Source organism: Lacinutrix cladophorae (genome assembly GCF_053604645.1).
Genome location: NZ_JBSHNR010000121.1, coordinates 395,387 through 419,331 on the forward strand (window position 1 = coordinate 395,387; position 23,945 = coordinate 419,331).

The following is a 23,945-nucleotide window of genomic DNA, read 5'->3' on the forward strand; positions in this document are numbered from 1 at the left end:
ATAAATAAAAGCCACTCTTTTAAGAGTGGCTTTTTAGTTATTATAATAGACTAATATTATAAAATATTAATGATTTTTTACTGCAATAATTCATATTGAAATTGCGGATAACCTCTTTCTCCATTTTCGCTTTCTACAGCTGTAAATCTTAATTTGTAGTAATTATTGTCAGTATCTTTTACAATGTAGTATCTGCCTTCTGTTACAGAGGTTTCTCCTGTCATAAAGTCAACACTTCTCCAGCTACTTCCTACTAAAGCACGATCATTATAAACAAAACTTGCTTCGGTAATATCTGCATAGCTAAAGTTAGTGTAACTTGGAGTGGTATCATCTTCAACAGTGATTTGATATAAACCAACACCACCAAGAGTATTGTGTAACGTGTAATCCGAATACGTCAAACCTGCTGCTAAAGTACCTTGTAGACCGTAATAAGAAAACACACCACCAAAGTCAATATCCCAATTCGAAGAAGTTGGCTCTAAAGTAGCAACTTGTTCATCTGTTAAGCTTATATAAGTTAGATTATAGTTGCTATCTTTAGTTACAGTAAGTTCAGAATAATCTGTTGTATTACTTAATGCAGCATACTGAATGGTGTATGTATTACCATTTGTTAATACTCTAACTTTTAGATATCCTCTAGCGTCTCCAGTAGTATTTATGGTACCACTATTTGTTGTTGGTATTTCGTTTCCTAAGTTTACAATATATACATTGTTCTCACTATCTGTTGTTGATATTTCATCAAATGCAGTACCAGATAATTCCCCTTCTTTACTATCTGTAAAAGCAATACCTGCATCTAAATCGCCATATTGGTAGTAATTTACTGGTAAACCTTCTATTAATTCAGCAACAGTATTTACAGTTACTGTTGTTGGCGTAAAAGTTTGGTCTAATGCGTTTAAAGTTAGTGGAGAGGTTAACACTGTTGTTTCTGTAACCGCTGTTATATCCGTAATACCATCTAGTTCTGCAGCAGATACTAATAAGGTATTGTTAAGAAATACTCTGTTATCCGAACCGTTATAAACAGCTATTTCCCATGCATCACGAGTTACAGCTACTTGGTTACCTGTACTTAAGTCTACAAAAACACGGTTTGGTTGATTAAATCCACCTACATCAGGATCTATAATTCCTCCAGTAGAAGGTGGTGTAGTTACTTCTGTGTTTTCACCGTTGTCATCACTACTACAACTTGTAATAAGTACAGTGGCAGCCATTAATATCAGTGTTAAAAATTTGTTTGTCATAATTATTAGTTTTAAAAATTTAAATTATAGGATAGTTTTAAAAAATAAGATCGTCCATTACCAATTAGTCTTGAACTTGATGTTGCTGCAGTATGTGCTCCAGCTGAAGCATTTGTATTTATGTTTACAACATCTAATAGGTTTCTAGCTCCTAATGTTGCGTTTATTCTTGGTGTAATATCTGTTCTTATCGAGGCGTTTAACCAGGTAAATGCATCGGTTTCGCCAATAAATAATTCGCCATTTGTATCTGTAAATACGCCTTGTGTTTTACCTGTATGTTTTAATTGACTATTAAGGGTAGTATTCCATTTTTCTATGGAATACCCTAAAGATGCTTGAACATTTAAGCTCCATAAATAATCGGAATCATTTTCTATAGATTCATTAATTGTACTAGTTACTCCTAAATACGTAGCACCTAAACCAATATTCCAGTTGTTATAGATAAAATTGTTTTCTAAATTGAAACCTAATCGTTTGCTGTAATCTATATTTGCTTGCGTAAATAGAGTTCTACCATCCTCATCTTCTGTAGTTATACTAGCTATAGCATCTTTAAGATCTATATAAAAGAATGTGATTTTCTGGTTTAAAAATCCTTCTTTAGCAATTCTATAATTGTTTTTTAAGTTGGTGAAAACAGAAATACCATCTTCTGGTTGTAAATCTGGATTCCCTTGTATGTTGTGGTTTGTATCTACAAAAGAGTAAAAAAGTTCTTCGAAATTTGGTGCTCTATAGGCAGAACCAACCACTGATTTTAGTTTTAGCTTTTCTGTAAAGTCATAAGTTGAAGATAAGGACCAAATAAGGTGGTTGTTAAATTGCGAACTATGTGTAAAACGAATGCCAGGATGAATAGATACTTTTTTTAAAAGTTGAAACTCTGTAATGCCAAATAATTCGTAATTCGTAATTGTGTTTTCTACTACATCGCTAGAATAATTTCCTGTAGCAATAGCATCAAAACCTTTTTGATTGGTAAACTCGTAACCTAGTTGAAGGTCGAAAAAATCAGACTTTCGTATAATGTTATTTACAAACGCTTTAGAATACCAAACTTCACTAGATTGGCTTACCGTGTCTGTATTCAAAGACTGTGTTCGCTCTTCTAATATGTTATATACATATTCTTTATAGTTTCTTTTTTGATTTTGATAAGAAAACGAAAAATTATAGTTGGTAGCTCCATGTAATGGCCCAGAAACATTTACGTTATTTACCCATCTATCTGTTTGGTAATTTTGATCTACAGCAGTTGGGTTAAGCACACCGTTTTCATATCTACCATTAACAGCTCTATTGTATATATCTAAGTCTTCATTAAAATATTGAAGCTTGTAAAATATATTGTGTTTTCCAAGGTTTACATTCATGTTTCCAGATACAGTAATTTGTTCTTTAGGATTCCATTCGGTGCCTCGTAAACTATCGTTTACAACTACTCCATCTTCAATATTTACATAGTTTTCTCCTTGATAACCATTGTAAAAACCAGCAAAATCATTTCTTGAAGCTCCAATAGAATAGGATAGTTTTTCATTTACTTGGTTGGTAGCTCTAATGTTTTGAATATGTCTTCCTTTATCAAATAATTCAAACTCGTTTCCTACGGTTTCTTCTTGCAGTGATAATTGCAGTTGCCATCCGCTATCTTTTAAACCTCTTTTGGTAATTATATTAACAACTCCTGCAACAGCATTATCACCATATAATACGCCCATAGAACCTTCTACAACCTCTATACGTTCTACGTCATCTATATTTAGTTGTGTAATATCAATGTTGTTTCCTACACCATTATCACTAATAATTGGAATACCATCTACTAAAATTTTTACATACTGACCATCTAAACCAAATAAGCTTATGGTAGAACGCCCATCTGAGGCATCTGGGTTGATTGTTATGTTTAAATTGTTTTGTAAAACATCTGCTAAATTGTTTCCTGCAACATTTTCAATGTCTTTTCTTTTAATAGTTCCAACGGTAAATAATTTCTTACTTACAGACATGACATTGCTTTCTCCTAGGATAACTACTTCGTCTAATTTTTCAATACTAGTAGTGTCTCTTTCTTTCTCTTGAGCACTAATCGTGTAACTCAAAAAAAATAAAAAATAAATGCATATTTTATTTTTATTTAGACTCATTCTATTTTATATTTGCTGCAAATATAGAATCTTATTTTAATTCAATCTAAATAAGAATAGTGTTTTTTTAATTTTTTTTAATATCAAAATTTAACCTTTTTAAAATGAAACATTTACTAGTATTAGTAACCGTAATTTTTGCTTTTATAAACACAACAAAAGCACAAAACAAAAAAGAACAAGATCAAAAAGCCATTAAAGCTATGTGTGGTTGTTATGAGGTAAGCTTCAATTTTGCAGAAACATTTCAATATTCAGAAGATTCTACATACGTTGCTTCTAAAACAAAACACGATAAAGGATTAGAATGGGTGCAATTGGTAGAAGATACTAAAGATAAAATCTCCATGCAGCACTTGCTTATTGTTGGTTCTAAAGAAAAGCCATATATAATAAAACATTGGAGGCAAGATTGGGAATATGAAAACACCGATTTATATGCATATTTTAGAAATAACCAGTGGAAATACACAAAATTAGATAAAAAACAAGTTAAAGGACAATGGTCTCAAAAGGTATTTCAGGTAGATGATAGTCCGCGTTACGAAGGTTCTGCAACTTGGGTACATGTTGACGGAAAACACTATTGGGAAAACACAACTAATGCACCTTTACCAAGACGTGAATACACAAAGCGTAGTGATTATAATGTTACAGGTAGAACAAACAGACATGAAATTATAGCTACAGGATGGATTCATGATCAAGACAATGAAAAAATACTTAGTGAAGAAGGTGTTTATGAGCTGATTGCAGAAGAAAAAGGACATAATGTGTATAAGAGAGTGGAAGATAGCAAATGTAGTGCAGCACAAGAATATTGGAAAAAAAATGAAGCAAAATGGGCTTTAGTTAGAACAAAATGGGAGGAAGTTTTTGCTAGAAATAAAGATTTAGTTTTAGAAGAAAAAGTAGATAATAAGGTACTGTTTAAGTACTTATTTGATAAAGAAAAATACCAAACAGCTGAAGAAATTAACCCCTTAATTGAATCTTTTGTAAAAAAATAAAATGAAGTATTTAAATAAAATAATAATCGTAGTAACCATTTTCTGTTGCACATTTAGTTTTGCACAAGACAATGTATTTTTAAGTCGTGATTTTTGGAAAACGAATCCTAGTATCGAAAGTATAGATGCTAAAATTATTGAAGGAAATAATATAGCAGCAGCCAATAGTAATAATTTTGATGCTGTTGTATATGCTATTTTAGAAGAAGCTTCTTTAGAGTCTTTAAAATATATTCAATCTAAAAAAGGAAATGCCGTCAACAAGTTAACACATGATGGTAGAACCTATATCTTTTGGGCTGCATATAAAGGTAATGTAGCATTTATGGAATACCTGTTAAGCAAAGGAGCAAAAACAGATATCAAAGACGATAAAGGAAATACTATTTTAAATTTTGCAGCAGGAACAGGACAACAAAACACCAAAGTATATGACCTGTGTCTTGCTAATGGTGCCAACCTACAAACAGATATAACTCCAAAAGGCGCTAATGCATTGCTATTATCTGCACCTTACGATAATGATTTTACGCTTATAAATTACTTCACTTCCAAAGGATTAGATTTAAAAAGTGTAGATGCAGATGGTAATGGTGTGTTTAATTATGTTGCAAAAACAGGAAATGTAGCATTGTTAAATCAATTGTTAAAAAAAGGCGTTACAGGAAATGCTAATGCTTTTATTTTTGCAGCACAAGCAACTAGAGGAAAAACAAATACTGTCGATTTTTATACCTATTTAGAAAGTGTCGGTTTAAACCCCAAAAATGCTTCCATAAAAAAAGAAACACCTTTGCATATTGTAGCTGCAAAAAGTAAAGATGTAGCAGTTGTTCAATATTTTTTAGAAAGAGGATTAGATGTAAATGCAATGGATGCTAACAGAAACACTCCTTTTTTAAATGCAGCAAGTAGAAATAATATAGAAATAGTTACACTACTTTTTCAACAGGTAAAAGCTATAAACCAAGTAAACAAAAAAGGAGCATCTGCTTTAACATTAGCAGTTGCACATAATACACCAGAAGTGGTTCGTTTTTTAATTGAAAACAAAGCAGATGTTACTGTTTTAGATGCTAATAAAAACAATTTAATTCCTTATTTAATAGATTCTTATTCTACTAAAAAAGAAGACGTTTTTAAGCAAAAGTTAGATGTTTTAGCAGAAAATGGTTTAGATATTGCAAAAACACAGCAAAACGGAAACACTTTATACCATTTAGCTTTAACAAAAAACAATCTAGATTTATTAAAATTAATAAAGCAATTTGATGTAGATGTTAATGCTAAAAATAAAGAAGGAAACACGCCTTTACATGTAGCTGCTTTACAAGCCAAAAACACAGCGATTTTAGAATATTTAATTTCTATAGGAGCAAAAAAAGATGCTACTACAGATTTTGGCGAAACAGCTCATGATTTAGCAGTAGAAAACGAAATTTTAAAAGCAAAAAAAATACATTTAGATTTTTTAAAATAGTATAACATATGAAACTTAAATCCATAATAGCACTTTGTTTTTTAGCTATTGCAACGCTATCTTTTACAACAATAACAGAGTCTACCTCTTATAAATGTATGATTCAAATGATAAATTACTCTGGTGAGAATGCTTACGTTGTTATTTCACTAATCAATCCGGAAGGTGCATACGAAAAAACACTATATGTGCAAGGAGATGATGATGAGTGGTATCACGATATTTCAGAATGGTGGAAATTCTACGGAAAAAAACGATCTAATATTGATGCTATTACTGGAGCAACTATTGCAGGAGGAGCACGAAGTATTAATGTGATAGCTATTGAAGATGCTAAAATAGATGCTGGTTACAGTATTCGTTTTGAAACTGCTGTGGAAGACCAAGAATACTACAGCAAAGATGTAGAATTTGAACTTACTTCTGAAAATGTAAAAAGCAAAAAAGAAGGTACAGGATTTATACGTTATGTGCGTATGATGCCTAATTAAAAGCTTTAAAAAAGGAATAAACATGACTATTTCTATATGGAGATACAGCCACCTTACTTTAGCTGTATCTTCTTTTATTTTTATTTTACTAGCTTCTATTACAGGAATTATCTTAGCATTTCAACCTATATCAGAACAGGTGCAACCGTACAAAATTTCCGATTTTGAAAGCGTTACTGTTGCAGAAACCTTAGGGCTTTTAAAAGAAAAGTATCCCGAAGTATTAGATCTTCAAGTAGATGCTAATGCCTTTGTTTTAGCTTCTGTTATAACAAATGATGGAGAAAGTTTAAATGGATACATTAACCCAAAAACGGCTGCATTTCTAGGAGATAAAATAGAGGTTTCTCCCTTTTTTAAATGGGTAACTAATTTTCATAGATCGTTATTTTTAAAAAGTATTGGTCGCTTTTTTGTTGGTTTGTCTTCGTTTTTGCTCTTTCTAATTGCAGTTTCAGGAACGGTTTTAATTCTAAAAAGACAAGGTGGTTTACAAAAGATTTTTTCTGCAATTATTAATGAAAATTTTTATCAATATTGGCATGTCGTTTTAGGAAGACTGACTTTAATTCCTATCTTGATTATTACAATTACTGGAGTTTATTTATCTGCCGAAAAATTCAATGTACTTCCAAAACAACATCTAAATCATTCTGTAGATTTTGAAAATCTTTCGGAAGCACCTAAACAAAGTATTTCTAATTTCCCTGTTTTTAAAAACACAAAACTTCCCGAAGTTAAAACCATAGAGTTCCCTTTTTCTAAAGACGTAGAAGACTATTTTACCATTTCACTTAAAGACAAAGAAATGGTTGTAAACCAATTTACAGGAGAAGTTTTAAGTGAAATAGATTATCCTTTAGTGACTGTTTTTTCTAATCTAAGCATGTTTTTACATACCGGAAAAGGAAGTGTGCTTTGGTCTGTTATTTTAGCTATAGCAACCTTAAATATTTTGTTTTTTATCTATTCTGGTTTTGCAATGACGCTAAAACGAAGAAAAACAACACTGAAAAACAAGTATAAAAAAGACGATGCAAAGTATATTATTTTAGTTGGTTCAGAAAACGGAAACACCTTACCTTTCGCTAACCAATTGCAAGAGCAATTATTAAAAGCAGGGGAAACCGTTTACATAACAGAGCTTAATAAGTATACTGCTTTTAAAAAAGCAGCACATATTGTTGTAATGACTGCTACGTATGGTGAAGGTGAAGCACCAACTAACGCGAATAGATTTTTAGAACGTTTACAAACCATAAAGCAAGAACAAAAGATCACTTTTTCGGTGGTTGGTTTTGGCTCTTTAGCTTATCCTGATTTTTGCCAATTTGCTATAGATGTAGATGCAGCATTACTGCTTCAGATGCAACAAGAACTTCCAGTTTTTAGTATTCATGATAAATCGCTAACCGCTTTTGAAGAATGGGTAAATCTTTGGAATAGAAAACGAAAGCTTCCTATTAAAATTTTAAAAGAAAAATTAGCAATACAACCAAAACAAAATGTGAAGCTTAGCGTTTTAGAAAAAACGAATGTAGCAATACAGCCAGATCAGACTTTTTTAATTCGCCTGAAAGTAAATACCAAGAAATTTGCTTCTGGAGATTTACTAGCAATCTACCCAGAAAACAATTATAGAGAGCGTTTGTATTCTATTGGTAAAGTAAATAATGAGGTGCAATTAAGTGTGAAATTACATGAAAACGGATTAGGTTCTGGTTTTTTAAATAGCGTAAATACAAACAGTTCTTTTAAAGCTAGAATCATTAAAAATACAGGTTTTCATTTTCCTAAAAATGCATCTAAAGTACTTTTAATTGCTAATGGAACAGGAATAGCTCCTTTTCTAGGAATGCTAGACCAAAACAATAAGAAACTAGAAACACATTTGTATTATGGCGTAAGAAAAGAGACTTCGTTTTACTTGTATGAAAAAGCTATACAAGCGTATTTAAGTGAAAAAAAATTAAGCAAATTACATCTTGCATTTTCACAAGAAATACCTAAATATTATGTGCAAGATTTTCTAAAAAGAGATGCTTTGTTTGTTTCGCAGAGTTTAAAAAACAATGCCATTATTATGATCTGTGGTTCTTTAGCGATGCAAAAGGATGTTTTAGAGGTTTTAAATACAATAACTACAGAACAGCTAAATCTACCAATTACAGATTTTGTAAATCAAATAAAAACAGATTGTTACTAAACCTCAGCATCTGGAGTCTCGTTCTCTTTTTCTTCTGCTTTAATAATAGTAGGAAAAAGTAAAGGCGCAATAGATTTTACGGGTTCGTATAAAACAGATTCCTTTAAATCTTCTTCGCCAACAAAAGGGATCGTGTTATTCATTCTGCTAAAAACCACAAGTAGAATACTTAAAATTAATCCTATCTTAAGAGCGCCAAAAACACCACCTAAAAGCTTGTTTATAATACCTAAAGCAGCAAAATCTGCCAGTTTAGTTAATGCTTTTCCCGCAAGTGATATTACTAATATAATCACGAAAAATGTAATAGCAAAAGCAAGAATATTAACGTATTTCTCTTCCCATCCTACTCTACTTTCTAAAAACGTAGCAGCAAAACCACTAAAATGAATCGCTCCATAAACCCCAGCTATTAATGCAACAAGAGATGCGACTTCTACAAAAAGACCTTTCATAAAACCTCTAACTAATCCAAATAAAAGTAAAGCACCTAAAACAATATCAATTACTGCCATAATATTATAATTTTAACAAATATAAACTAACTTTACAACTTTCAAACTTTCAAACTTTCAAACTTTTAAACTTTATACCAAATAAATGTCAAGAGATCAAGAATTAAAAGAACGTTGGGATTTGGTAGTAGAAAAACTATCCAATCAATTTGCAGATGGAGACACCTTAGACTTAGACGCAATTATATATTTAATTGGCTTGCAGGAGCTTGGGCAATTAAACCGAACTTTTAAAAAAGACCAAAAACTAGACCTTATGCATATTGCTATATGTAGAGTTTTAACACCTTATGGTTATTACGAATTCGATTTTGTAGACGAAGAAGGCTGGCCTCATTATAAAACCATTGAAGAACTACCACATTTAAAGGCAGGAGAACAAAGTATTTTAATGAAAGAAGCCATTGTAAACTATTTTGTAGAAACCCAGTTTATTAAATAATTTGCATGAAAAATATAATACTCTTTTTTAGCTTTTGTTTTATATTAATATCATGTAGCAGTGACTCTTCAAATAATAATGAAAACACTATAGTAGGTAACTGGATTATACAACAAATAACCTATAATGGTTTACATGGAAATTGGGGAGAATGTGGTCATTTAGAAAATATTTCTTTTTATGAAGATAATACTTATGCTTGGGTCGCCTATGCTCTTGCAGATGAATTTATTAATTGTGTTCCTATTCCTCCAGCCGAAGGTACTTGGGAACAAATAGACTATAATACAGTTCAATTAACAGATGATGATATTGTATTTGATATGGATTATGATGATACCTACCTGTATCTTAACGCATTTATACCAGCATCTCAAAATGAACCAGAAGGTATTCACATTCAATTTGTGTTTATAAAATCTTAATTCACTAAATTTGCAATCATTTTAACGATATCATGATAGACAAGATAAAAGAACTTATAGCAGAAGCCGAAGCATTTAATGCACAAACCAAAGATGAGGTTGAAGCTTACAGAATAAAATACCTAGGATCTAAAGGGTTATTAAAACAGTATTTTGCAGAGTTTAAAAATGTAGCAAACGACCAAAAAAAAGAATTTGGTCAAACCATTAATAAATTAAAGCAAACTGCTGAAGACAAAGTAAACTCCTTAAGAGAAGAGTTAGAAAGTAAAGAAGAAGATAAAGGTGTTTATGACGATTTATCCCGTCCAGGTGAGCCAATAGAAATAGGGGCACGTCACCCAATATCTATTGTTAAAAATCAAATTATCGATATTTTTTCTCGAATTGGTTTTAATGTAAGTGAAGGTCCAGAAATTGAAGACGATTGGCACAACTTTACGGCATTAAATTTGCCAGAATATCACCCAGCTCGTGATATGCAAGATACGTTCTTCATTCAAACAGATCCAGATATTTTACTACGTACGCACACAAGTTCTGTACAAGTACGTTATATGGAAAACAATAAACCACCAATTCGAACCATATCTCCTGGAAGAGTATTTAGAAACGAAGCTATTTCTGCTCGTTCCCACTGTTTCTTCCATCAAGTAGAAGGTTTATATATAGATAAAGATGTAAGTTTTGCAGACTTAAAACAAACACTACAATATTTTACAACAGAAATGTTCGGTAAATCTAAGATCCGTTTACGCCCATCCTATTTTCCGTTTACAGAACCAAGTGCAGAAGTTGATGTATATTGGGGACTTGAGACAGAAACGGATTATAAAATTACCAAAGGTACAGGTTGGTTAGAAATTATGGGTTGTGGTATGGTAGACCCTAATGTTTTAGAAAACTGTGGTATAGATTCTAAAGAATATTCTGGTTTCGCTTTCGGAATGGGAATCGACAGAATAGCTATGCTACTTAATCAAATTAGTGATATTAGATTGCTTAGCGAAAACGATATACGCTTCCTAGAACAGTTTAAATCCGCATTGTAATTACAATACAATATATCTTTTAAGCCGACTGTTAACAGTCGGCTTTTTTATTTAACAATTATTTAACTTCGATTAGTTCGGTTTGTTCCGAACTAACAATGTATCTTTGCAGCGTATTTTACTGTAATGGGTTTTTTATCCCTAAAAGACAGTATCAAAATTTTTAAAAATGAAGAAAAATCTCTGTCAAGAAAAAATGAATCTAGTAGAAAAACTAGGAGTGCACTTGGAAGGAAGAGAACAGTTGGCTCCTGTTGCTTCACGCATTCTATCCTATATTATTCTAACTGGTAAAAGAGGTGCTACTTTTGAAGATATGGTAACTGCCCTTTGTGCTAGTAAAAGTACTATTTCAACACATCTAAATCATTTACAAGATTTAAATAAAATTGAATACTTCACCAAAACAGGTGATCGTAAAAAGTACTTTATAATCAATAAAAACACCATTATTCAACATGTTGATAGAATGATAAGTCATTGGGATGAAGAACGTGCTATCCATTTAGAAATTAAAGCTTATAAAGAAATACAAAACGAAATAAAAATTGACAATAACGATGAGAAGTTTGATTTAACTTTTCATAACGATTACGTCAAGTTTGTAGATGAAGCTACAGTTTCAGTTAAAGAATTGAGAGAAAAATTAATAAACAAGAAATTCCATATTTAAAGTCCTATCCAAAATGAAAAAAAATAATTTATATACCATACTAACACTAGGTTTATTCTTAGTTATTGTAAGCTGTGGAAATGCAGAACAAAAACCATCAGCAGCCGAGACTCCGCCTACACCTTTTCCAGTATCTCAATTAGAAGTGAAAACGGTTACAGGATTTACCGATTATCCAGCAACTATAGAGGGTATTGTAAACATTGATGTAAGAGCGAAAACATCTGGATATATCGAAAAAGTATATGTAGACGAGGGTCAAAAAGTACGCAAAGGACAAGTCTTATTTAAATTAGAAACACAATCTTTAAGTCAAGATGCTGGTGCAGCAAAAGCACAAGTTAATGTTGCACAAGTGGAGGTAGATAAATTGATTCCACTTGTCGAAAAAAATATAATTAGCCCTGTGCAATTAGAAACTGCTAAAGCAAATTTAGCACAAGCAAAGGCTGCTTTAAGTGGTGTTTCTGCAAATATTGGTTATGCCACTATTAAAAGTCCAATAGATGGTTATGTAGGGTCTATAAACTTTAGAGAAGGCGCTTTAATTAGCCCAAGCGATGCAACAGCTTTAACAACGGTTAGCGAAATAGATCAAGTATACGCCTTTTTTAGTTTTAATGAAGCACAATACATAGACCATTTACAAAGATCAGAAGGTCAAAATAAAGCAGAGCGTATTAAAAACTCGCCAGACCTAAGCCTGGTTTTAGCTAATGGTAAAATTTATTCTGAAAAAGGACGCATTCAAACCAGTACAGGACAAATAAATCAAAGTACAGGAACCATTCAAATTAGAGCTGCTTTTAATAATCCTAACGAAATTTTAACCAACGGAAACAGCGGAAAAATTAGACTTCCTATTGAGTATAAAGATGCTATTGTTGTACCACAATCTGCTACTTTTGAACAACAAGGAAATATTATGATTTTTAAACTAGTAGAAGATAATAAAATTGCCACTTCCATTATAAAAATAAAAGGAACAGTAGATAACCTATACGTTGTAGAATCTGGTTTAACAGCTAACGATAAAATTGTAATATCTGGTGTTGGTAAATTAAAAAACGGAATGGAAATTTCTCCTCAAGAAACCTCTTTTGATGAAGCTATTAAACCTATAGCCACTTTATTTAAAAACTAGTTAACCACAAACATATTTAATCATGTTAAAAACATTTATTGAAAGACCAGTGCTTTCAACAGTAATCTCTATTATAATAGTTATGCTAGGTGTTATCAGTATCACTAGTTTACCTATAGAGGAGTATCCAGATATTGCACCACCAACTATTAAGGTGACCGCAAATTATACAGGAGCAAACGCAGAAACCGTTTTAGAAAGTGTTATCATTCCTATCGAAGAGCAAATTAATGGTGTAGAAGGAATGACGTACATTACCTCTACTGCTTCTAATACAGGTACAGCAGAAATTACAGTTTATTTTGACCAAGAAATGGATGCAGATATTGCAGCTGTAAATGTACAAAACCGTGTAGCAAGAGCTGCGCCATTATTGCCAACAGAAGTAACGCAAACGGGAGTTGTAACACAAAAGCAAGAAACCAGTGCATTAATGTTTATTGCCATGTATTCGGAAAGCGATAATTACGACGCTACTTTTATTCAGAATTACTTAAATATTAACGTTATTCCTGCTATGCAGCGTATTAGTGGTGTTGGTGATGTTAGTTTATTCTCACAACAAGATTATGCCATGCGTATTTGGTTAAATCCAGAAAAATTAGCAGCATATAACTTAATTCCTTCCGATGTTTCGGCAGCTTTAGCAGAACAAAATTTAGAAGCTGCAGCGGGTTCTTTAGGGCAAAATAATGGAGAGTCTTTTTCATATACATTAACCTATAGCGGTCGTTTTAAAAATGAAAGTCAATATAGTGACATTGTTATTAAAGCTTTAGGGAACGGTGAGTTTTTACGCTTAAAGGATATCGCTACTATTGAGTTAGATGCACAGTCTTACGCATCTAATGCAATGAGTTTAGGTAATCCTGCAGTGTTTATGGGGATTTTTCAAACGAAAGGTTCAAATGCACAAGAGATTATTGAAAACATAAAGATAACTTTAGAGCAGGTAAAAGTAGATCTTCCAGAAGGTTTAGATATTTTTGTGCCATACGATACGAGTTTATTTTTAAATGCTTCTATTGAGAAAGTAATAAGCACGTTATTAGAAGCCTTCTTACTGGTGTTTTTAGTTGTATTTATCTTCTTGCAAGATTTCCGTTCGACCTTAATTCCGGCAATTGCAGTGCCTGTTTCTATTATTGGTACTTTCTTTTTCTTGAATGTTTTTGGATATTCTATTAATCTTTTAACACTATTTGCGTTAGTACTCGCTATTGGTATTGTGGTAGATGATGCTATTGTGGTTGTGGAAGCTGTGCATGCTAAAATGGACGAAGGGGAACACAATCCTAAAAAAGCAACACTAACAGCCATGAATGAGATTTCTGGAGCCATCATCTCGATTACTTTAGTTATGGCGGCCGTATTTATTCCGGTGACTTTTGTAACTGGTCCAACGGGAGTTTTTTATGAACAGTTTGGCGTTACTTTAATTATTGCAATTCTAATTTCGGCAGTAAATGCTTTAACATTAAGTCCAGCATTATGTGCTCTATTATTAAAAGAACATAAAGAAGATGAAGAACTAAAAGGTAAGAGCCCGTTAAAACGCTTTTATACGTTATTCAATCGTGGATTTAATGCTACAGTCGAGCGTTACGGTAAATCACTTCAGTTTTTATACAAAAGAAAATTTGTTTCGGTATTATTATTAATTATTGCCGGAGTTGGAATTTACTGGGCGTCTACAACAACACCAACAGGTTTTGTACCTAATGAAGATAGAGGAATTATTTTTGCAAATATTGAATTACCACCAGGAGCTTCATTAGATAGAACCAATGCGGTATCTAAAGATTTATATAATAAAATTGAAGGACTAGAAGGTATTGTAGGTGTTAATTTTATTAAAGGTAGAAGTTTAATTTCTGGAGCTGGTAGTAATTATGGTTTTGGTATTATTAAATTGGAAGATTGGAGCGAACGTGAAGACCCCTCACTTTCTGTACAAGCTTTAACGGGTAAGTTATTTGGTATTGCAGCTACTATTCCAGAAGCCAAAATTATATTTTTTTCACCACCAAGTATACGTGGTTTTGGAAATGCTTCAGGTTTCGAAATTAATCTATTAGATAAATTTGGTGGCGAGTTTGCCGATTTAGACAAAGCGAATAAAGAATTCTCTATGGCTTTAATGAGTCATCCAGAAATTAAATACGCAACCTCTTCTTTTAGTACAAATTATCCACAATACGAAATGGAAGTTAATGTACCATTAGCAAAAGAAAAAGGAGTTTCGGTAACTAGTATTTTTTCAACTTTACAAGGATATATTGGAGGGATTTATGCTTCGGATTTTTCAAGATTTGGAAAACAATTTAGAGTATATATTCAAGCATTACCAGAAGATAGAGCAGATAAAAGTGCGTTAAACAGCATGTATGTAAGAACCGATAGTGGCGAAATGACACCGATTACACAGTTTGTAACTTTAAAACGTGTGTATGGTCCGCAATCGGTAACGCGTTTCAACTTATTTAATTCAACAAGCATAACAGGAGCAACAAATGATGGTTACAGTACAGGGGATGCGATTCGAGTTATTGAAGAAGAAGTAGCAAAACTACCAAGTAATTATACCGTTGCTTATTCTGGTTTAACACGTGAAGAGGTAAATGCAGGAAGCCAAACGACCTTTATCTTTATTTTAAGTATTCTATTTGTGTATTTCTTATTAAGTGCACAATACGAAAGTTACTTACTCCCATTTGCAGTGGTTTTATCCTTGCCATTTGGTGTATTTGGAGCCTATATAAGTACAAAGTTTTTCGGGTTAGAAAACAACATTTATTTCCAAATTGCTTTAATCATGCTTATTGGTCTGTTAGCTAAAAATGCCATACTTATTGTTGAGTTTGCTTTGCAGCGAAGAAAAAATGGGGAGAGCATTGTAGATGCTGCAATCCATGGAGCAAAATCCCGTTTACGTCCAATTTTAATGACATCGTTTGCCTTTATTCTAGGTTTAATGCCATTAGTATTAGCAAAAGGTGTTGGTTCTGAAGGAAACAACTCCATTGGTACAGGAGCAGCAGGAGGCATGTTAATTGGAACACTTTTAGGAGTTTTTGTAATTCCTATTTTATTTATACTATTTCAGTGGTTACAAGAAAAAATTTCTAGTAAACCAGCAGTACAAACTATTGAAGAATAAAACGATGAAAACCATTATAAACCATAAAAATTTTAGTACAGGTGCTTTATTATTAGTTGTTGTGTTAACACTTCAAAGCTGTTTTGTAGCTCAAGATTACGTGAGACCAGAATTGAATACCGAAACGGAAGCGCTTTATAGAACCGATAATTTACCAACAGACAGTATTTCTATTGCAGATGTGTCCTGGAGAAACTTGTTTACAGACCAATACCTTCAACAGTATATTGAAGAAGGTTTACAGAATAATATGGATGTTCGAATTGCACTTCAGCAAATAATAGCTGCTGAAGCATATGCAAAACAAGGGAAAGCAGGTTATTTACCAACTTTAAGTGCTGGGCCAAACTATACACGTCAAGAGTTTTCAGAAAATAGTCAATTTGGATCTTTATTTAGTGGAGGAACAGATACCTACGATATTACAGCAAACCTATCTTGGGAAGCAGATCTTTGGGGGAAAGTACGTAGTAATAAAAGAGCAACACAAGCGGCTTACTTACAAAGTGTAGCAGGACATCAATTAGTAAAAACACAATTAATTTCAAGTATTGCTAATACCTATTATAGTTTATTAGCATTAGATGCACAGTTAGAAATAACAAAGCAAACCATTGCAACAAGAGAAAGCGGTGTAGCCACTATTAAAGCATTAAAAGAAGCAGGTCAAGTAACGCAAGTTGCTGTAGATCAAAACATAGCGCAATATAATAGTGCTAGAGCATTACAAGTGGATATTGAAACTGCTATTTTTACAACAGAAAACACTTTAAGTATTCTACTAGGTAAAGGGCCACAAAATTATGAAAGAAGCCGTTTAGATATTCAAAAAATAGATCAAGATATTACACTTGGTTTGCCAGCAGTATTACTTAGTAATAGACCAGATGTAATGGCTGCCGAATATGGTTTAATACAATCTTTTGAGTTAACTAATGTAGCAAATAGTAACTTATATCCTTCGTTAACATTAACAGCTTCTGGTGGATTACAAAGTCTAGAGTTGGATAAGTTACTTAATGTTAACTCTTTATTTGCAACGGTTGTAGGAGGATTAACACAACCCATTCTAAATCAAAGAGCACTTAAAACACAAAAAGAAGTTGCAATTGCACAACAGGAACAAGCTTTGCTTCAGTTTAAAAAGACATTATTAGTTGCAGGAAACGAAGTGTCTAATGCATTATTTTCTTATGAAGCCGAAACTAAAAAGTTTGTATTTCGAAAAAATGAAGTGGAAGCTTTGCGTACTGCCGAAGCAAACTCGGAAGAACTACTTAAAAATGGATATGCTAACTATTTAGATTTATTAACAGCAAGACAAAGCGCTTTAAGTGCAGAACTTAATATTATAGATAGTCAATTACAGCAATTAGTGTCTATTGTAGATTTGTATGAAGCACTTGGTGGTGGATGGAGATAAAATAAATTAAAATGATTACTAAAGCACAATTGTTAGAATGCTCGATTGCAAAGTTTACACAACTAGGTAGCAAGCATGTAACTTTAGACGAAATAGCAAATGCGCTTGGTATATCTAAAAAAACAATTTATACGTTTTTTGAGACTAAAGAAGCGCTAGTAACTTCTAGTTTAGAGCGTTTATTAAATACGTATAAAGAAGATATAAATAGGATTATTAGTAGCAATACCAACGATCCTATTTTGTGTGTAGTGTTAATTTATAAAAGAGGGTTTACGTATTTAAAATACTTTACACCCTCTTTTCTTTTTGATTTACAAAAATATTATCCGAAAGCAGGTAAGGTTTTTGATGATTTTACAGAAGAAGTATCTACTATCCTCGTATTTAATCTACTCCAGAAAGCACAAAGAGCTGGAGCTATAAAACAGGAGGTAAATCTAGAATTAATGATAAAGGCTTACTTTTTTAGATTGGATACACTTCTTTTTAAAAACAATAATTTATTTGAATTATACACTAAGGAAGCCCTTTTTAAGCATTTAGTAATTTATAATTTAAAAGGAATAATTACGAGTACTTATTCTAATTCTTATTTGGTATAGTTTCCTATTTTTGTACTATGAAAAAAGATATTGATATTCCAAAAGTAGAAGGTGTTTACCTTGCCGTTGTAAATGAATACAATGATGTATATAAAACCCAAGATTGGAACGCATACATTATTAATGATAAAGATGTCGATCTAGAAATGATACTTATTGTTACTAGTGGGTATTCGGAAGATAAAATGACCTCCATTTTTAGAAAAAAACTAGACAAGCTCCCTCGAAAAAGTTATGCAAAAATAGAGTTAATGCAAGAAGAATTATTTGCTATAAATAACCAGTTTAAAGTATCTTTTTTTGAAGGTAATACCATGTTTGATAAAATCTACACGTTTAGAAAAAACACCATTAACTTAAAGGCTTTACAAGCGATACCATTAATGCAGGTAAAAGGGGTTTTAGTAAAATAAAGGTGCTACGTTAAGTGCGTTAGCGATTGTAGTGGCATCCTTTTGCTTTTGGCAAAAGATATAACGAAAAGCGCGACCTTTAGGTAACGCCCAAATAGTAATAAATTTTAAAAAGTAAACGTTTTTTATTAAGACTTAGTTTAACTTATCTGTTAGTTTTTTAAACACTTTTTTAGCGTCTTTACCTTCATATAAAATTTCATAAACTGCATTTATTATTGGTAGTTGCGTTTTCTTTTTATTTTTTTGATTTAGTAAATGAGCAGATTTCGTAGCATAATAACCTTCGGCAATCATATTCATTTCCATTTGTGCAGATTTTACAGTGTACCCTTTACCTATCATATTTCCAAACATGCGATTTCTTGAAAAAACAGAGTAGCCAGTTACTAATAAATCGCCTAAATATGCAGAGTTGTTAATGTTACGTTTCATTTTGTGCATTTTTTTCATAAAACGTTTCATTTCACGAATAGCATTACTCATAAGTACACTCTGAAAATTATCACCATAACCTAATCCATGAGCAATTCCAGCTGCAATAGCGTAAATATTTTTAAGCATTACAGCATACTCTATACCAATTACATCATCGCTAATTTTGGTTTTAATATAATCGCTAGACAGCGCATTTGCTATGTTTTGTGCTTTTTCTTGGTCTGCACAAGAAATGGTTAAGTAAGACAAACGCTCTAGCGCAACCTCTTCGGCATGACACGGTCCTGCAATAACCCCTATGTTTTCAAAAGGTACTTTATATACGTCATGAAAATGCTCGCCAACTAGTTTTCCGGTTTCTGGTATAATACCTTTAACAGCAGATACTATTATTTTATCTTTAATAGTATGGGTTAGTTTTTCTAATTCCGAATGCATAAAAGCAGAAGGAATTACAAAAATAAGAACATCTGCATAAGCAGCCATTTCATTTATATCATTACTAAGTTTTAACTGCTCTAAATGAAACTCCACAGAGCTTAAATAGCTTGGGTTATGTTTTTCTTTTAATAGGTGTTCTTTTATATAAACGCTTCGCATGTACCAGCCAACTTCTTGTTGGTTTTCACATAGCATTTTTACAATTGCAGTTGCCCAACTTCCGCTACCAAAAACAGCATATTTTAAAGGTGTACTCATTAAAAATATTTCTTTTTAATTTCCGTGACTACGGAAAACGTAATTATTAGAATTTCAAAAATAAGCAAAATATTACTCATTGTAACACATTGTTAATTAGGTGTTTGTGTTTTTTGGCATACGTTTTGAATACCTAAAAGTATTAACTTTAAAACGCTAGATTATGAAGACGACAAAATTACTTTCAGTATTTGCTATAATAGCATTAGTATTCACCTCATGTTATCATGAAGATGTTTATGTAGACGATTACAATAATACCCCAACTCCAACAGTTTCATTAAACCAATTATTAGGTTCTTATGAGTTGTGGTACGTAGATATTAATCAAACTTTAGGATATGGCGAAACACGTTTTTTACAAACTGCATTTACAGTATCTTTTAGAAATGGATTGATGTACGCGAACAATAACCTAGTAGGAATTGGAAGTCAAGGTAACGGGTTTGGTATTACTGTAGGTTATTATGATGCTTATGATATGATTTTAGATGTAGATCATGATGTAGATGGTTATGAAACTTTTGATGTTTTTCAAATAGATTATAACACTATAGAATTATATAACCCTTATAAAGATACGTCGTATTTTTTACATGGTTACCAACGATCTAATTTTGATTATGACTTTGTTTTTTACGATAACATACATTATTTCATGCAAGAATATGAAGCTTGGGAAAAAACGTATACAAGTAATTATGGAGCTTTAAATGAGTTTGATAATGAAAACTTTATGCAGTTTTTAGCAGGAGGAAATGGTGCAACTTTTAGAAGCTCACAAGATGCTACAGGCACCAACCCAAACAATTTATATTGGGATTATTCTGGAATTTATGGAATTGGAGGTGTTAGCGGAAACATATACCAAAAAACATTAACATTAGATTATGATTATTTTGACAATGAATTTTTTGAATTAAGCGTTATTAATGATCGTACTATAGAACTGTTTCATAATGCATCTGGTACTTTGTATGAGTTTAAAGGTAGCGGTTATATACAGTATTTAAAAACTGGAACAACAACAGATAAAACAAAATCTAGTACAGAAAAGAAACGTGTACAACGTGCTGATAAAAAAGAAAATATACGTGTAAATACACGAACGAAATAAAAATTTTGGTTGGTTAGTTAATTAAGAAACCGTTTAAAGAGAAATCTTTAAGCGGTTTCACTTTTTATAAGAATTTGGCACATTAGTTGTAAACATTAATAGTAGTTAGGAACTATTTTTTTAACTTTACAATTATTAACAAAAAATTAAACACAAAACACATTATGGGATTATTTTCATTTATTAAAAATGCAGGAGCAAAAGTTTTCGGAATTGGAAAAACTACGGAAGAAGAGGCTGCTGAAAAATTAGCAGCAGCAAATGCCGAAGAATTAAAAGAAGAAGCATTAGTAGCTAGAAGATTAGAAGGAACAGTTAGAGATTTAGATCTTCAAGTAGAAGATTTATCGGTATTTATCGACGACGATGCAGCGACTATTTCTGGTATGGCTTACGATCAAGCAACTAGAGAAAAAGTAATATTAGTAGTTGGTAACAGCGCTGGTATTGCAACAGTAGATGATCAAATGACTGTAGAGAATGTAGAACCAGAAGCGCAATTTCACGCAGTTGTAAGTGGAGATACTTTAGGTAAAATTGCTAAAACTTATTATGGTAATGCAATGAAATACCCTGTAATTTTTGAAGCTAACAAACCAATGTTAGAGCACCCTGATAAAATTTATGTAGGTCAAGTTTTACGTATTCCTGCTTTAGATTAAGTTTTAAATACTATTATATTAAAAAGCCAACGCACTGCGTTGGCTTTTTTTATTTTGTACTAATTCTAGTTGCAAACTCTTTTAGTTTTTCTGTGTTTGGATGGTTTTCTTTTTCTGCAATTTTTATGTTTTCGCTAAGGTCCCAACCTAGACTTCTTATTCCTTTAGCAAGTAAATCTTCGATTTTCTTTTCTGCTTCATCATAATATTTTGGGAAGTGTGCAAAGCGATAAAACCATAATTCAATTGTAGCATCATATACTTTTCCATTAGCTAATTTAAATGCTTTGTCTATAAAAATTTCAGCTTCCTTTTTTCTATTGGTTAACAATAATAATTGTGCATAGTTGGCACTTATAGCATCGTCTTTAGAATTGAGGCTTATTGCTTTTAAATAATGCTTTTCAGCTTTTTCATATTCTTTGGTTATATTTTTTAAATAATTTGCATAGTTCGCATTGTTAACGCTATTGTCTTCTTCAATTTTTAATGCTTCTATATAATATTCTTCTGCTTTTTCATATTCTTTTTTATGATATAAATACTGAGCATATCCTCCTAAAGCTAATGCGTTTTCGGGATCAATGGCTAATGCTTTTAAGTAAAATACTTTTGCTCTTTCTAAATCGTTCATTATAAACTTAACGAAGTCTGCATATTCCACATTAATAGCTGCATTTTCTGGTTCTAAAGCAAGGGATTTTAAAAAATATGCATCAGCTTTAGGGTAATCATTTTTTATTCGATCTAAGTAGATGGCATAGTTTCCAATTAAACCGGCTTCATTTTCATTGTATTTTAATGCTTCTATATAATTGCTTTCTAAGTTTTCAAAGTCCTTTTTTATAAAGTGTAAAAAGTAGGTGTAGTGCCACCATAGCCAACCGGTAGTTGGGTACTTTTTAATAGCTTCTTCATATATTTTTTTACGTTTTTCAAGATTAGATTCTTTGTCTGCAAGGTTAGAATATTCCAGAGCTGATAATTCTATGTTAACAGTTTTAGCGTTAGATTTATCAATAATTTCTTCTTGTTGTTTGGTTGCCGTTTTTGTTCGATTTTCGGTAATATCTTTTAATACTTCTTTTATGGGTTTTATCTCATCAAAGACCCAAAGAAGTTCGTGCATTAGTTCGTCGAAACCATCAATTTGCACAAAATTCCCTTCGTGTTTTTTTATTAATTTTTTTACTCTCTCAGAACGATTATCTGGATTTGTAGTACACCAAAAAAAGTTACTTGGGCGATTCATGGTTTCAAAATAAGTCATTAAGCTTCCATCATTTCCGCCATAACCAATAATTATTGGTATATGAGAACTAAAGATGTTATCTAATGGTTCTTTCCATTTTGGATCTAGACAATCTATTTCGTTTGGATCACTTTTTGGATCTAATAATAAATCTCTATGGATTTTAATTATTAGTGGATGTATCTGTGAAGGTCTTGCATAACCACTTAAAGATTCATGTCCGCAAACTAAAGGGGTTTTATTCGTAAATTGATATACTGAAGATTCAATCAAACTATCAAAATTTGTTGTAAGTACACAATGTCCTTTTGTTCTGCTTAATATTTGACTTAATACAATGTGTCCAAAACTAGGTTTAGCCATTTTCATCGCTTGTACTAAAAATTCGTATCCCGAAGTTTTATCTGCGTGAAACCGTTTTCTGTATATAATACCATAAGAGGAACTAAGCTCCTCTTCATTTATTTTATTTTCAGAAACCCATGCTTTTAGCTCTTCTTCCCCAATTCTTTCTTTAATTTCATGAAACCATTTTTTTGCTAGTTCTGATCCAGTGGGAATGCCACTTTTGCTACTTGCTCCAGCACCTATAATAAAACAGAATTTTCGGGATTCTGTATTTTTATGAATATCTTTAAGTGTATGTTTAAAATTGTGTGTGGATATTTTATTCATTCTGTAATAAACTTAAAATCAGGTATTTAAATTTACTAAGAATTTTTCGGAAATAAAATGAATTCCTTATTTATAAAAATTCATTTCATCCAAATACTCCCAAACATGTTGCGGTAGCATTGGTTTAATGTTTTTTCCTGCTTGAATAGATTTGCGTATAAAAGTTGAAGAAAGCTGTATTATTGGTGCATCTACAGTATGAATGCGTTTGTGATTATCAAATTGTGTTTCTACTTTTCCTTCAGAAATTCTTGGATATACATAGATGTCATGATTTTCTAAAATAATTTCGTAGTTTTTCCACTTATGAAAGCTTTTCAAATTGTCTTCACCCATAATTAAACTAAAGTCGTAATCTGGATGTTTTTCTTGAAGATGTGTTAATGTGTTTATGGTGTAATTTGGTTGTGGTAGGCCAAACTCAATATCGCAAGGCTTTAGTTTTATGTAGTCTTTTGTTGCTTGATATACCATTTCTAAACGTTGGTGATTATCGAGCAAAGTACTTTTCTTTTTAAATGGATTGTGTGGTGTTACTACAAACCATATTTGGTCTAAATCACTATGTTCTGCAAGGTGATTTGCAATAATTAGATGACCAATATGAATAGGGTTAAAAGAACCAAAGTATAAGCCTACTTTCAT

General features: G+C 31.9%; 21 protein-coding genes. 15 read left to right on the forward strand and 6 right to left on the reverse strand.

The genetic code is table 11. The features are described 5' to 3' along the window. Positions 1–77: 77 nt before the first annotated feature. Together ACVC3Y_RS14810 and ACVC3Y_RS14815 are read right to left on the reverse strand one after the other, a co-directional pair. Positions 78–1,262, reverse strand: a complete 1,185-nt coding sequence (locus ACVC3Y_RS14810; RefSeq protein WP_452227308.1) for an HmuY family protein — start codon at positions 1,260–1,262, stop codon at positions 78–80. Between the two features lie 11 nt (positions 1,263–1,273). After that, positions 1,274–3,418, reverse strand: a complete 2,145-nt coding sequence (locus ACVC3Y_RS14815) for a TonB-dependent receptor plug domain-containing protein (protein ID WP_452227309.1) — start codon at positions 3,416–3,418, stop codon at positions 1,274–1,276. A 104-nt stretch (positions 3,419–3,522) separates the two neighbouring features. Here ACVC3Y_RS14815 and ACVC3Y_RS14820 point away from each other — a divergent pair, with 104 nt between their 5' ends. From ACVC3Y_RS14820 to ACVC3Y_RS14835, 4 genes are read left to right on the forward strand one after another with little or no spacing between them, the layout of a single operon-like run. Continuing rightward, positions 3,523–4,428 (forward strand): DUF6607 family protein, encoded by a 906-nt coding sequence (locus tag ACVC3Y_RS14820; protein WP_452227310.1) that lies wholly within the window; start codon positions 3,523–3,525, stop codon positions 4,426–4,428. 1 nt (position 4,429) lies between these two features. After that, positions 4,430–5,908, forward strand: coding sequence for an ankyrin repeat domain-containing protein (locus tag ACVC3Y_RS14825; RefSeq protein WP_452227311.1), 1,479 nt, complete (start codon positions 4,430–4,432; stop codon positions 5,906–5,908). A gap of 8 nt (positions 5,909–5,916) precedes the next feature. Then, a complete protein-coding gene (locus tag ACVC3Y_RS14830) occupies positions 5,917–6,399 on the forward strand; it encodes a DUF2271 domain-containing protein (protein WP_452227312.1) in 483 nt (160 codons plus the stop codon). Between the two features lie 22 nt (positions 6,400–6,421). Further along, complete coding sequence (locus ACVC3Y_RS14835) at positions 6,422–8,605, forward strand: PepSY domain-containing protein (RefSeq protein WP_452227313.1); 2,184 nt, start codon at positions 6,422–6,424, stop codon at positions 8,603–8,605. Here ACVC3Y_RS14835 and ACVC3Y_RS14840 read toward each other — a convergent pair. Then, a complete protein-coding gene (locus ACVC3Y_RS14840) occupies positions 8,602–9,120 on the reverse strand; it encodes a CvpA family protein (protein ID WP_452227314.1) in 519 nt (172 codons plus the stop codon). The genes ACVC3Y_RS14835 and ACVC3Y_RS14840 overlap by 4 nt on opposite strands. Positions 9,121–9,205: 85 nt before the next feature. Between ACVC3Y_RS14840 and ACVC3Y_RS14845 the strand changes: the two genes are divergently transcribed. The 9 genes from ACVC3Y_RS14845 to ACVC3Y_RS14885 all read left to right on the forward strand — a co-directional run bounded on the left by ACVC3Y_RS14845 (position 9,206) and on the right by ACVC3Y_RS14885 (position 18,457). Further along, complete coding sequence (locus tag ACVC3Y_RS14845) at positions 9,206–9,562, forward strand: hypothetical protein (RefSeq protein ID WP_303421163.1); 357 nt, start codon at positions 9,206–9,208, stop codon at positions 9,560–9,562. Positions 9,563–9,567: 5 nt separating this feature from the next. Further along, positions 9,568–9,987, forward strand: a complete 420-nt coding sequence (locus ACVC3Y_RS14850) for a lipocalin family protein (protein WP_452227315.1) — start codon at positions 9,568–9,570, stop codon at positions 9,985–9,987. A gap of 32 nt (positions 9,988–10,019) precedes the next feature. Next, entirely contained in the window at positions 10,020–11,039 is a 1,020-nt protein-coding gene (pheS, locus tag ACVC3Y_RS14855; RefSeq protein ID WP_303421158.1) for a phenylalanine--tRNA ligase subunit alpha, read from the forward strand. A 169-nt stretch (positions 11,040–11,208) separates the two neighbouring features. Then, entirely contained in the window at positions 11,209–11,712 is a 504-nt protein-coding gene (locus ACVC3Y_RS14860; protein WP_303421156.1) for a GbsR/MarR family transcriptional regulator, read from the forward strand. A 13-nt stretch (positions 11,713–11,725) separates the two neighbouring features. Then, on the forward strand, positions 11,726–12,856 hold the full coding sequence (locus ACVC3Y_RS14865) for an efflux RND transporter periplasmic adaptor subunit (protein ID WP_452227316.1): 1,131 nt from the start codon (positions 11,726–11,728) through the stop codon (positions 12,854–12,856). A 22-nt stretch (positions 12,857–12,878) separates the two neighbouring features. Next, entirely contained in the window at positions 12,879–16,016 is a 3,138-nt protein-coding gene (locus ACVC3Y_RS14870) for an efflux RND transporter permease subunit (protein WP_303421152.1), read from the forward strand. Positions 16,017–16,020: 4 nt separating this feature from the next. After that, on the forward strand, positions 16,021–17,439 hold the full coding sequence (locus tag ACVC3Y_RS14875; RefSeq protein ID WP_303421151.1) for an efflux transporter outer membrane subunit: 1,419 nt from the start codon (positions 16,021–16,023) through the stop codon (positions 17,437–17,439). Between the two features lie 11 nt (positions 17,440–17,450). Continuing rightward, entirely contained in the window at positions 17,451–18,044 is a 594-nt protein-coding gene (locus ACVC3Y_RS14880) for a TetR/AcrR family transcriptional regulator (RefSeq protein ID WP_452227317.1), read from the forward strand. Between the two features lie 17 nt (positions 18,045–18,061). Next, positions 18,062–18,457, forward strand: a complete 396-nt coding sequence (locus tag ACVC3Y_RS14885) for a hypothetical protein (protein WP_452227318.1) — start codon at positions 18,062–18,064, stop codon at positions 18,455–18,457. A 135-nt stretch (positions 18,458–18,592) separates the two neighbouring features. Here the strand turns inward: ACVC3Y_RS14885 and ACVC3Y_RS14890 are convergent, their stop codons facing one another. Then, a complete protein-coding gene (locus tag ACVC3Y_RS14890; protein WP_303421145.1) occupies positions 18,593–19,594 on the reverse strand; it encodes an NAD(P)H-dependent glycerol-3-phosphate dehydrogenase in 1,002 nt (333 codons plus the stop codon). A gap of 163 nt (positions 19,595–19,757) precedes the next feature. On the opposite strand from ACVC3Y_RS14890, the gene ACVC3Y_RS14895 reads away from it, so the two are divergent. Together ACVC3Y_RS14895 and lysM are read left to right on the forward strand one after the other, a co-directional pair. Further along, positions 19,758–20,711, forward strand: coding sequence for a nicotinic acid mononucleotide adenyltransferase (locus ACVC3Y_RS14895; protein ID WP_452227319.1), 954 nt, complete (start codon positions 19,758–19,760; stop codon positions 20,709–20,711). Positions 20,712–20,875: 164 nt separating this feature from the next. Continuing rightward, the gene (gene lysM / locus ACVC3Y_RS14900; RefSeq protein WP_303421140.1) at positions 20,876–21,373 is read left to right on the forward strand and encodes a peptidoglycan-binding protein LysM; all 498 of its coding nucleotides are present in this window, start codon (positions 20,876–20,878) and stop codon (positions 21,371–21,373) included. Between the two features lie 49 nt (positions 21,374–21,422). Here lysM and ACVC3Y_RS14905 read toward each other — a convergent pair whose 3' ends face one another. Continuing rightward, positions 21,423–23,300 carry a tetratricopeptide repeat protein gene (locus ACVC3Y_RS14905; RefSeq protein ID WP_303421138.1) on the reverse strand — a complete coding sequence of 626 codons (1,878 nt, stop codon included), beginning with the start codon at positions 23,298–23,300 and terminating at the stop codon, positions 21,423–21,425. Positions 23,301–23,366: 66 nt separating this feature from the next. Next, positions 23,367–23,945 carry a nicotinate (nicotinamide) nucleotide adenylyltransferase gene (gene nadD / locus ACVC3Y_RS14910; protein WP_303421135.1) on the reverse strand — a complete coding sequence of 193 codons (579 nt, stop codon included), beginning with the start codon at positions 23,943–23,945 and terminating at the stop codon, positions 23,367–23,369.

What these genes read in the sequence shown, in the direction of transcription:
- ACVC3Y_RS14810 (WP_452227308.1), bottom strand. Translation starts at nt 1,262, where the DNA reads ATGACAAACAAATTTTTAACACTGATATTAATGGCTGCCACTGTACTT.
- ACVC3Y_RS14815 (WP_452227309.1), bottom strand. Translation starts at nt 3,418, where the DNA reads ATGAGTCTAAATAAAAATAAAATATGCATTTATTTTTTATTTTTTTTG.
- ACVC3Y_RS14820 (WP_452227310.1), top strand. Translation starts at nt 3,523, where the DNA reads ATGAAACATTTACTAGTATTAGTAACCGTAATTTTTGCTTTTATAAAC.
- ACVC3Y_RS14825 (WP_452227311.1), top strand. Translation starts at nt 4,430, where the DNA reads ATGAAGTATTTAAATAAAATAATAATCGTAGTAACCATTTTCTGTTGC.
- ACVC3Y_RS14830 (WP_452227312.1), top strand. Translation starts at nt 5,917, where the DNA reads ATGAAACTTAAATCCATAATAGCACTTTGTTTTTTAGCTATTGCAACG.
- ACVC3Y_RS14835 (WP_452227313.1), top strand. Translation starts at nt 6,422, where the DNA reads ATGACTATTTCTATATGGAGATACAGCCACCTTACTTTAGCTGTATCT.
- ACVC3Y_RS14840 (WP_452227314.1), bottom strand. Translation starts at nt 9,120, where the DNA reads ATGGCAGTAATTGATATTGTTTTAGGTGCTTTACTTTTATTTGGATTA.
- ACVC3Y_RS14845 (WP_303421163.1), top strand. Translation starts at nt 9,206, where the DNA reads ATGTCAAGAGATCAAGAATTAAAAGAACGTTGGGATTTGGTAGTAGAA.
- ACVC3Y_RS14850 (WP_452227315.1), top strand. Translation starts at nt 9,568, where the DNA reads ATGAAAAATATAATACTCTTTTTTAGCTTTTGTTTTATATTAATATCA.
- pheS (WP_303421158.1), top strand. Translation starts at nt 10,020, where the DNA reads ATGATAGACAAGATAAAAGAACTTATAGCAGAAGCCGAAGCATTTAAT.
- ACVC3Y_RS14860 (WP_303421156.1), top strand. Translation starts at nt 11,209, where the DNA reads ATGAAGAAAAATCTCTGTCAAGAAAAAATGAATCTAGTAGAAAAACTA.
- ACVC3Y_RS14865 (WP_452227316.1), top strand. Translation starts at nt 11,726, where the DNA reads ATGAAAAAAAATAATTTATATACCATACTAACACTAGGTTTATTCTTA.
- ACVC3Y_RS14870 (WP_303421152.1), top strand. Translation starts at nt 12,879, where the DNA reads ATGTTAAAAACATTTATTGAAAGACCAGTGCTTTCAACAGTAATCTCT.
- ACVC3Y_RS14875 (WP_303421151.1), top strand. Translation starts at nt 16,021, where the DNA reads ATGAAAACCATTATAAACCATAAAAATTTTAGTACAGGTGCTTTATTA.
- ACVC3Y_RS14880 (WP_452227317.1), top strand. Translation starts at nt 17,451, where the DNA reads ATGATTACTAAAGCACAATTGTTAGAATGCTCGATTGCAAAGTTTACA.
- ACVC3Y_RS14885 (WP_452227318.1), top strand. Translation starts at nt 18,062, where the DNA reads ATGAAAAAAGATATTGATATTCCAAAAGTAGAAGGTGTTTACCTTGCC.
- ACVC3Y_RS14890 (WP_303421145.1), bottom strand. Translation starts at nt 19,594, where the DNA reads ATGAGTACACCTTTAAAATATGCTGTTTTTGGTAGCGGAAGTTGGGCA.
- ACVC3Y_RS14895 (WP_452227319.1), top strand. Translation starts at nt 19,758, where the DNA reads ATGAAGACGACAAAATTACTTTCAGTATTTGCTATAATAGCATTAGTA.
- lysM (WP_303421140.1), top strand. Translation starts at nt 20,876, where the DNA reads ATGGGATTATTTTCATTTATTAAAAATGCAGGAGCAAAAGTTTTCGGA.
- ACVC3Y_RS14905 (WP_303421138.1), bottom strand. Translation starts at nt 23,300, where the DNA reads ATGAATAAAATATCCACACACAATTTTAAACATACACTTAAAGATATT.
- nadD (WP_303421135.1), bottom strand. Translation starts at nt 23,945, where the DNA reads ATGAAAGTAGGCTTATACTTTGGTTCTTTTAACCCTATTCATATTGGT.